General features: G+C 34.1%; 8 protein-coding genes. All 8 read left to right on the plus strand.

Features of this window, described 5'->3' with window-relative positions; translation table 11 throughout:
• The first annotated feature begins 19 nt into the window (after positions 1-19).
• Complete coding sequence (locus LI162_RS03050) at positions 20-1,144, plus strand: DegT/DnrJ/EryC1/StrS family aminotransferase (RefSeq protein WP_020435741.1); 1,125 nt, start codon at positions 20-22, stop codon at positions 1,142-1,144.
• Positions 1,145-1,172: 28 nt separating this feature from the next.
• Positions 1,173-2,279 carry a leucine-rich repeat domain-containing protein gene (locus tag LI162_RS03055; RefSeq protein ID WP_227155707.1) on the plus strand — a complete coding sequence of 369 codons (1,107 nt, stop codon included), beginning with the start codon at positions 1,173-1,175 and terminating at the stop codon, positions 2,277-2,279.
• Between the two features lie 10 nt (positions 2,280-2,289).
• Positions 2,290-3,690, plus strand: coding sequence for an oligosaccharide repeat unit polymerase (locus LI162_RS03060; protein ID WP_170962587.1), 1,401 nt, complete (start codon positions 2,290-2,292; stop codon positions 3,688-3,690).
• Entirely contained in the window at positions 3,668-4,930 is a 1,263-nt protein-coding gene (locus tag LI162_RS03065; RefSeq protein WP_020435744.1) for an oligosaccharide flippase family protein, read from the plus strand. The genes LI162_RS03060 and LI162_RS03065 overlap by 23 nt, the downstream gene beginning before the upstream one ends.
• 32 nt (positions 4,931-4,962) lie before the next feature.
• Positions 4,963-5,976: a glycosyltransferase family 2 protein gene (locus LI162_RS03070; RefSeq protein ID WP_020435745.1), complete on the plus strand. Its 1,014-nt coding sequence runs from the start codon at positions 4,963-4,965 to the stop codon at positions 5,974-5,976.
• Positions 5,969-7,471: an O-antigen polysaccharide polymerase Wzy family protein gene (locus LI162_RS03075; protein ID WP_020435746.1), complete on the plus strand. Its 1,503-nt coding sequence runs from the start codon at positions 5,969-5,971 to the stop codon at positions 7,469-7,471. Before LI162_RS03070 ends, LI162_RS03075 begins: the two co-directional genes overlap by 8 nt.
• Positions 7,472-7,494: 23 nt before the next feature.
• Positions 7,495-10,041 carry a VanW family protein gene (locus LI162_RS03080; RefSeq protein WP_020435747.1) on the plus strand — a complete coding sequence of 849 codons (2,547 nt, stop codon included), beginning with the start codon at positions 7,495-7,497 and terminating at the stop codon, positions 10,039-10,041.
• A gap of 121 nt (positions 10,042-10,162) precedes the next feature.
• A complete protein-coding gene (locus LI162_RS03085; RefSeq protein ID WP_020435748.1) occupies positions 10,163-10,729 on the plus strand; it encodes a GerMN domain-containing protein in 567 nt (188 codons plus the stop codon).
• The last annotated feature ends 13 nt before the right edge of the window (positions 10,730-10,742 follow it).

Raw genomic sequence — 10,742 nt, forward strand, 5'->3', positions numbered from 1 at the left:
AAAAGAGGGATAAATAGAAATGCAGTTTAGAGATTTAAAGAAACAATATCAGGTATTAAAAGAAGAAATGGATGTTGCAATTTCTGAAGTATTAGAAAATTGTAATTTTATCAGCGGAAATCAGGTAAAAGAATTAGAGGAGCGTCTTGCGAAATATGTTGGAAGAAAACATTGTATTACATGCGGAAATGGTACAGATGCGTTAACGATGATGATGATGGCATGGAATATCAAAGAAGGAGATGCAGTTTTTGTTCCAGATTTCACTTTTTTTGCTTCAGCAGAAGTAGTTTCATTTGAAGGTGCAACACCTGTATTCTATGATGTTGATCCGGATAGTTTTAATGCAGATGTGACATCTCTGAAGGATGCAATTCAAAAAGTAAAGGATGAGGGAAAACTTATACCGCGTGCAATTATTGCAGTAGACCTTTTTGGACAGCCGGCAGATTATGAAAAACTTGAAGCAATTGCAAAAGAAAACAATCTTCTTCTGTTGGAGGATGCTGCGCAGGGATTTGGCGGAAGAATTGGTGACAGAGAGGCATGTAGTTTCGGTGATGCATCTACAACATCATTTTTCCCGGCAAAACCATTAGGCTGTTATGGTGACGGTGGAGCTATTTTTACAGATGACGATGAGACAGCAAAATTATTAGAGTCTATCCGTGTACACGGAAAAGGACAGTTTAAGTATGACAATGTACGTATTGGTTGGAATTCAAGACTTGATACACTTCAGGCAGCAATTCTTGGAGTTAAACTTACTGCATTTGAAAAGAATGAACTAAAAGCTGTTAATGAAGTTGCAAAGAAGTATACAGAAGCTCTGTCAGATATTGTTAAGACACCATGTGTTAAGAACGGATTTTATTCAAGCTGGGCACAGTATACAATTCAGCTGAAGAATCAGGAAGAAAGAGATGGGCTTCAGGCTTACTTAAAAGAAAATGGTGTTCCATCTATGGTTTATTATCCGAAGCCGATGCATTTACAGACAGCATTTGCTGATACAAAGAAGTATGTGGATTGTTCGGTTTCAGAGGAACTCTGTAAGAAAGTTCTTGCATTGCCAATGCATCCGTATATGAATGCGGAAGATTTAGAGAAAGTATGTAATTGCGTGAAAGATTTTTTGAACTAGTCTTGTAACAGATTGAAAGGAAGATATTATGAGACAATTTTGTGGAATATTTATGACTAAACTAAAAGAATACGAACGAAGACATCCAATATTGATCATAATATGGTCTGTGTTAATTACAGCTCTTCTTGTGGCAGGAGTTATGGTGGGATTATCATTCCGCCATAACACTGCAAAAGAAGATGAGTATATAGTATTTAATAATAAATATATAGAAAAAGAACTACAACAGATTTTAAAAAAAGATAAAATAACGCAAGAGGATTTAGACAGTCTGCGGACAATAGATATAGAAGATAATCAGGAAATTACAGAAATTGCGGATCTGGCTAAGTGTAAGAAACTTACTCAGCTTACAATCAAAAATTGTAAGTTGAATGATATTTCGGCAATAGAAGGGTTAAATGAACTCCAGGTGCTTGATTTATCTGGAAATGAAATAAAGGATATAACAGCGTTATCAAAATGTTATTCATTAACTGAATTGACATTAACAAATAATCAGATATCAGATATTTCACCAATTTACGGATTGGAAAAAATACAAAAACTGGTTATCCAGCAAAATAATATCGGAAATATTCAAGAAGGAATCGAAAAGATGAAGAGCCTGACATTTCTTGATCTTTCAAAGAACCGACTTATGAATATAAATCAATTAGCAAAAATTGAACAGTTAAATTTCCTGTACGCATCATCAAATATGCTTTCTGAAACACCGGAGTTAGAAGGCTTGACAAATTTAATTCTGTTAGATTTGGGGAACAATGCATTTTCTGAATTAGGATATTTGGGAAATCTTGAACAGTTAGAAGAACTCGATATTTATTCTAATCATTTGGAAGATTTTGATGTTTTAAAAAGTTGTCCGAATATAAAAAGATTAAATATTTCATATAATGAGTATTCCGGGTTAAATGGAATTGAGCAGTGTCCGGATCTCGAGTTTCTAAGCATGAAAGGAACGAAGATAACGGATATTAGCGTGTTGGAAAATCTTCATAATTTTAATACAATTTATCTGGATAATGATTTTGACAGATCACAGATTGATTTTATGATAGGTAATTTTAAGAATGGTGATGAAAAAACAAAGCAGTATTTATTGGATAAACAGTATAATTTAAATGATTGAGGGTTATATTTTGGAGATATTACTTATATTGGTGATTTTTGGGATTTCAACGATTTTGTTCAGTAAAGCAGCAGGAACGTTGAATCCTGGTAAGGTAAATGTTATATCATATATATATTATATTTTCATGTTACAGACATTTGCAGGAACGGCTTTAATTTTATTAGGATTTGACAAACACTATACACTGGGATATCTGTTAAATCGTGATAAAAGCTGTATGATTACAGAAGTAGTTGTTTTTGGAATTGCAATTATTTTACCGGCATTTATTTTGCTTTGGGAGAAAATGTTCAGAGTCAACATGAAGAAACAGTATCAGGAGTACTTAAAGAAAGAAATAGAATGTGAAAAAGAAGATTTGATTTTTCCTTATTTTGCATTGCTTTCAATTGGGTGTATCGTCTTGTTGATAGGTCTTTTGGCGAAGATTGGATATATTCCGCTTTTGAAATTGATTCATGCGTCAGCGGATTTTGATTTTGCGACAGAGAGAACCAGAATAGGAGGACTTTATTTTATACATCCATATTTAAGCAACATTTTTGTTCTGATGATGGTACCGCTGCTTTCTTATGTGGCATTTGCATACATGCTGAAAACAAAGAAAATAAAATGGACAATTATCACAATTGCTCTATTTATTTCTTCTGTTATTATAAAGACATATAAATTTGAAAAATCATCGGTTGTTTTTTATTTTGCAGCCTTTATAATTATGTTAATTTATTATAAGGGTGGCATTAAGATGATTTATATGATTATATCTGTTGCATTTATGGCAGTAATTATAGTAGCATTTTATTTTCATACAGGTTTTTCTGGATCGCTTTTTGACATTTATAATGGACCGCTTGGAAGAACTTTGTTTACACAGGTAGGAACCCTGGCATATTGTTTTGATTTGTTCCCAACAGTGTTTGGTTTTCTTGGAGGCCGGAGCTTTACTCCGACAATTTTAAGATTAATTGGGATGAATAGCAGTGATTATTTGAGAAGCGCAAAACTGACAATGGCATTTTATGGATCAGAAAAAGTGTATGATGGCTCGGCCGGAGTAATGAATGCTCTTTTTGCAGGTGAAGCATATGCAAATTGGGGATATAAAGGTGTGATTTTTGCGGTGATTTGGGTTGCTCTTATTTTGAGTCTCGTAGTTTTGTTAATTATGAAACTTAAAAAAACACCTTCTACATTGGCACTTGGAGCTGTTTTAACAATTAAATTAGGAACAGCGTTGGAAGGTGGATTTTGTGATTTTGTATATAGCTTTGATCTTATACTAACTGTACTGTTTTTACTTGCAATTTATTACTTCTTTGAAAGAGAAGGAAAGATACAAAGGTATATCACAGGAATATCAGAAAAGGTGAAAGGCCAGTTCGTTTATGGGAGAAAAAATAAAAAGTAAGTTAAATGGTTTGATAAAAGGAGGCTTTTTTCACATTTTTGTAGGTAATACACTTGTGAAAATGATTGCTTTTGTTTCAAGTATTGTAATTGTACGTTTAGTTGACAAGACAGATTATGCTTATTTAACGTATGCTGATAATTTATATAACTATGTAGTTTCATTTGCCGGTCTCGGAATGACATCGTCGATTCTTAAATATTGTGCGGCGGCAGATACTGAACAGGAAGATAGAGCATATTTTGAATTTGCAATGAAATATGGAACTCTATTTGAAGCTATCTTATCTTTGATTGTAGTACTTTATGTAGCTTTAACTTCGATTCCGTTCCCTAATGCGCGTAGCGTTGTATATGTACTGGTGCTTTATCCTGTTTTTAATAATATATTGGCTACAGTACTTAGTTATTTGAGAGCACATAGCGAGAATGAGGCGTATGCACGTGCCGCTGTGGTTCAGACAACAGTTGTATTTGGATGTAGTGTATGTTTTGTTTTATTGATTGGTATCAAAGGAATTGCATTTGCCAGATACGTGGCGATCATAGTTGCAATCATATCTGTATGGGCAGCACTAAAGAGAAATATTTCTAAAGAGAAAGCGGCGAAGCTGAGTCCGGAACAGATAAAGGCATTTATGGTAATGTCTATCTCATTAATGCTTTCTAATCTGTTTTCACTGATTATGCCAATCAACGAGATGACACTTGTTAATGAATTACTGAGGAATGAAACAATAACAGCAAATTATAAAATTGCTATTATGATTCCCGGTCAGTTGTCATTCGTGACTCAATCAATTATTATTTATTATTTTACTATTATTGCAAAAGCATCAGATGGAAAAGAAGTGTGGAATATTTCAAAGAAAGTTGGTATGATGACAGCAGGAGTTATTGGTATCATAACTGTTGCAGGAGCAGTGCTTAGTCCGTATATCATAAGAATTGTGTACGGAAGTCGTTATGAAGATGCAACTGCTTTATCAACTGTTTTTTGGATAGTATATGCGTTGAATGCAGGAATCAGAATGGTTCCAATGAATTTTCTGCCGGCAATAGGAGTTGCAAAATTCAATGCAATAATGGCAGCAATTTCTTGTGGATTACATTTAATCATTACTTATTTTGCAATCAGTCAATTTGGAATCTGGGGAGCTGGAATTGCAACAGGATTTGTATATGTAGTATCAGGAGTGGTATACTGGGTATATTATCGGAAAAAGTGTTTATATGATTAAATAACAGATTTTATATAACAAGGGGAGAGAACATGTTAGTTTCTTTTTGCGTGATTGCATATAATGAAGAAAAAGCACTTGATTCGTTGTTCAAAGATATTATTGCACAAGATTATCCACATGGAAATATAGAGGTGATTCTTGTAAATGCAATGTCAACAGATCAAACGAGAAGGAAAATGGAACATTTTTCAGAAGAGGATCATGGCTTTAGAAGAGTTGTTGTTTTGGATAATGCAAAGAAAATTCAGGCAGCAGGATGGAATGTAGCAATTACAGCATCAAAGGGCGATATTATTTTAAGAATTGATGCACATACAATGATCCCGCACGATTTTGTATCTAAAAATGTTCAATGTATATTGAGTGGAGAGAATGTGACAGGAGGTAGAAGACCGAACGTCGTAGAAGAAGAAACCCCTTGGAAACATACATTGTTGTTGGCAGAATCTTCTATGTTTGGAAGTAGTATTGCACCTTATCGTAAAGGAAATCACAAAACGTATGTGAAGTCTGTTTTTCATGGAGCATATCGCAAAGAGGTATTTGAAAAAGCAGGGCTTTTTAATGAAAATTTAGGACGAACAGAAGATAATGAAATGCATTATCGTATTCGAAAAGCAGGATATAAAATTTGTTTTAATCCAGATATTATATCTTATCAGAATATTAGAAATTCATGGTGTGGAATGTTAAAACAAAAATATGGAAATGGGCATTGGATTGGCTTGACGCTTGGAGTTTGTCCGGGATGCTTTTCTATTCATCATTTTGTTCCTTTGGCATTTGTGTTTGCACTGATTTTAACAGGAATTATAGCATTGTTGGGAAACACAGGAATGCTTGTTTGCTTATGCATACTATATGTGATTGTCGATTTGTTAATGTCAGTGTTAGCTGTTCAAAGGCAAAAGTGGTACAATTATTATTTGATGTTGCCATTAATATTTCTATCACTGCATCTAGCATATGGAGTAGGAACCTTAATTGGAATTATAGAAATGCCATTTTGGGTAAGGAAGATTAAGAGGGATAAAAATGAGTAAAGAGAAGATATCATGGAAACAGAAAGAGCAGATTATATTTATATGTGAAATTTTACTATTTGTAATAGGATCTGTGTTATTTTTGGTATCAAGAGTGGAAAATCTCTTTAATCTGGGATTAGTGGCAATCATGATATTATTCTGTATGAATATCCTGTTCAGTATAAAAAACTTTAAAGAAAATTTTTTATATTTTTTCATGCAACTTACACTTTTTACATTTCAAATCAGCAGACCTTTTATAGGAATGTGCAAAGGCAGAAAATGGTGGGAAGAAAGTTTTCAGAAAGAGGAAAATATTTGGTTTGCATTAACTTTGATTGTTATTACAGAGACTGCGCTTTATATTGGTGCTAACATTATAAAGTTTTTTCATATAAAAATCAGAGAAAACAATACACGTTCTTCAGATAGCATATTTTGTAAAGCAGAATTTGTCAGTAATCTCAGAAAGGTTTCAATGATTGTGTTTTATGTAACAATGTTGTTTTATCTTATTGAGCAATTTGAACCTTTGATTAAAATAGGAACTGGAAATTACTTGGATTATTACACAAATTATTCCAGTAGTCTGCCAGGTTTCTTTCATACATTGGCCTCTTTTGCACGTTATAGTATATGTGTATTTCTTGCTACACTACCAGAAAAGAAAAAAACGTTTATTCCATTGAGCTTATACGTTCTTTCCACGATTCCAAGTTTGCTGATAGGAGTACGGAATCCGGCAATGTTAAGTCTCTTGTTTGTATTATCTTATTATTTACTGCGAGATTTTTTAGTAGATGATAAGAAATGGATCGGAAAAATTGAAAAGGGACTCCTTGCTATATGTACACCAGCTTTAATTATTTTTATGGGAGTATACGCATATATACGTAGTGGCTTAAAGATTGTAACCGGAAACTTTTTAACATTAATTGCCGATTTTTTCTATGGTCAGGGAGTTACATTTAACGTTACAGCAATAGCATATGGATATCGAGAAGGAATCAGACTATCACCTCATTTGAATTTTACATTTGGAGATATTATAGACTATATTTATAGAGGAAGTATAGGACAGAAAATTTTTCATACAGAAGGCTTGACGTCGGCAAATAGTGAATTTAATGCCCTTCATAGCAATAATCTTTCTCACATTCTTTCTTATTTGAGCATGAAAGAAGATTATTTGAATGGTCGTGGACGAGGATCCAATTATTTGGTGGAGACATGGTTCGATTTTGGATATGTTGGAGCTTTTATATTCAGCATTATTTTAGGAATTATTTTACTATATATGGTATATGGTTTTGGAAAAAGAGCGTTGCTTAGTACAATTATTCTTGTCTCATTGCAAAATATTTTCTTTATTCCACGAGCGGAAGCAACTGGATGGTTAACATTTATTGTGTATATTCAATTTTGGCTTTGCATTGCTGTATGCTATGGTGGAACGTTGTTTTGTTATAAGACAAAGCTATTTGACCGGTTGAAAAGAAAAAAAGCTCTATAAATATTTGCAGGGGAGGAAAAGGTATGAAACGAAGAAAATGGATGGCTTTGATGTTATGTGCGGGAATATTTATGGCAGATTTTTCTGGAATACCGTTAAAAGTGTCAGCAGAACAGGTGGAACAGGCAGAAACGGTTTTGGATGATCAAGGCACACAGAAAGATGATGGTGAAAATACAGAACTGATTCAAGAGACAGAAGATGAAAATAATTCAGAAGAATCGCCGATCGAAACAGAACCGGAAGAAAGAGCGGCAGAAGATACAACAACGGAAGAATTACCATCAACAGAAGTGGTGACAGAATTAAAAACTACAATTGTCAGTAATAAAACAGCAAGAGAATATGTGGACAGAACCGTAGAATTGACAACAAATGTCGAGGATGCGGTCGGAAATGTTGAATACCAGTATACAGAAGAATATAGAGGAGAAACAGCTATTGTTCAGGAATACGCAGAAAATCCAGTCTATTCATTTAAGACATCTGGCGTTGGTGAACATGTATATCGAGTAAATGTAAAAGATGAAAATGGTAATATAGGATCAGCAGAGTATAAGATTGAGGTGGTTGCACATCCATCGAAAGTTCTTTCAGGAAAATTAACCAGTAATAAAACACAAAAAGAATATGTAGACAGAAAGATAACGTTAACTGCAGAAGCAACAAATGGATATGGGAATTATCAGTACAGGTTTACTGAGAAGAAAGACGGTGTAGAAACAGCATTACAGGATTATGGTGACACAAATACCTATTCATTTATAACAAAGGAATGTGGCGAACATACATATTATGTTTACATTAAAGATGCAGAGGGACAGGAAATACAGTTATCCTATACGATGACAGTTGTACTGCATCCGCAAAAGAAATTGACAGCAGAGCTTAGTTCGAATAAGACAAATCGAGAATATATACAAAGAACAGTTGTTCTAACAGCAGCAGCCAAGGGTGGCTATGGAAAGATCAAATATCAGTTTTCTGAAACATATGGATCAACAACGGCAGTAAGACAGGCTTATAGTGAGAAAAACACGTATACTTTTAAAACTTCAGGAACGGGACATCATGTGTTTTATGTTGACATGATTGATGAACAGGGACAGAAATCTAGAGCATCTTATGAGATGGATATTGTTGCTCATCCGGATAATGTGTTGACAGGTAGTGTGACAAGTAACAAGACGACAAAAGAATATATCGATAGAAATATCTGCTTAACAGCAAATGCAAAAGGTGGTTATGGTTCATTTAAATATCAGTTTGTAGAATCTTATAATGGAAAAGTAACTGTCGTTCAGAAGTATAGTGAAAAGAAGACGTATTCATTTAAGACAACAGGGCCAGGAACGCATACTTATTATGTATATATAAAGGATAAAGAGAATCAGAGTACAAAACTCAAATATTCCATGACTGTTGTAGTACATCCAGATAAAGTAATAAAAGCAGGTCTCAGAAGCAATAAAACAACGAGAGAATATGCAAAAAGAACTGTTACATTAACTGGCAGTGGAGTGGGTGGATACGGAAAACGTCAGTATCAGTTTACTGAAGTGTATGGAGCAACTACAAAGGTAAGACAGAGTTATAGTTATAAAAACACATATTCTTTTACAACGACGGGGATTGGAACACATATTTTCTATGTGGATGTAAAAGATGATGAAGGCCAGGTGGTACGTGCAACGTACACAATGCAGGTAGTGGTACATCCGGATAATCAGTTAAGAGGTTCCTTTGTAAGTAATACAAATGGTATAGCAAAAAACGGACAAAAAATACAGTTGACAGCAACTTCCAGTGGAGGTTATGATAATGTTCACAAATATCGTTTCAGAGAAGTATATGGTGGAAATAACAAAGTTTTACAAAATTATTCTACTAAAAAGTCATGTGAATTTACGTTCTCAGGAAATGGAGCACATACATATTATGTAGATATACTGGATTCGGAAAGTCAGATTTTAACATTGAACTTAAGGATAACATCTCCAGCCTATGTGGATAGAATGTCAGTATTCTCTACAGTGTCTACAAATAATGAAAACGGCACATATAATATGAGTAGAGCATTAAAGAGCTTTAATCAGGTTGTCATTCAGCCGGGACAGACCCTTTCATTTTTTGGCGTGGCAGGGCCATGTGGAAAAGCAGAGGGATATAAGCAGGCAGGAGTTGTAGGTGGTGTTGGATATGGCGGAGGTATCTGTCAGGCGAGCACAACGCTTTACGGAGCAGCAATAAGAGCCGGACTTACAATTGTTCAGAGAAGAAACCATTCTGTTCCATCTACATATGTGCCGATCGGTCAGGATGCAATGGTAGATTATGGATCATCAGATTTGAAATTCAGAAATGACTATGATTATCCGGTGAAACTGGTGACATATGTCAGTGGAAAAACATTGTATGCTGAAGTTTGGGGAATCCAACCAGATTGGTATGATTATGTTAATGTACGATCATGGAGTACAGGAAGCAAATCAGCGGTTGCTTATAGAGATTATGTTAAAAACGGAAAAACAGTAAAAACAGAACAGCTTCCAAGTTCATATTACAAATAATTTAAAATAACATGTTATAGAAAAAGACTGATTGGAAAATCAGTCTTTTTTTAAACGCATTTTTGTGTTATTATCATAGAGAAATCTGTGGGGAGCAATAAGCAAGAGGAGGTTAAGGTATATGAAAAAGCTATTAGTAGTTGTAATGTTGACAAGTATGGTGCTTTTTTCAGTGGGATGTGAGAAAAACAATGTGGATACAGAACAAAATACTACAGTAGAGGATTCAGGCAATAAGGATACAAGTGAAACGATAGATTCTGAAAAAAATAATCAAAAACAGGAGGAAGAAAAAAGCAATATTTCAGAAGAAAAGCAAGAGATGAAGACGTTGAAAATTTACTATGTGAATGAAAATGCTGAAATCGTTTCGGAAGAGATGAAGACAGAAAACATAGATGATACAACAGTTTGGAATCAATTAATAGAAAAAGGTATTTTGACAGAAGGTTGTAAATTGAACAGTTGTAAAATTGACGAGAATAATAAAACAATAGATCTGGATATGAATACAGAAGTTGGTGAACGTATCAGAAGTATGGGGACCACAGGGAAAGATGAAATACTTACATGTATTGTGAACTCCTATTTGGATACATATAACTGTGAGAAACTTAAATTAACAGAGAATGGACAGGCATTAGATACAGGTGATACAGAGTTAGATGGATACATGAATCACTTCTGATGGAAATAAGAGC

The sequence above is a fragment of the Mediterraneibacter sp. 210702-DFI.3.120 genome, assembly GCF_020561005.1.
GTDB lineage: Bacteria > Bacillota > Clostridia > Lachnospirales > Lachnospiraceae > Mediterraneibacter > Mediterraneibacter faecis.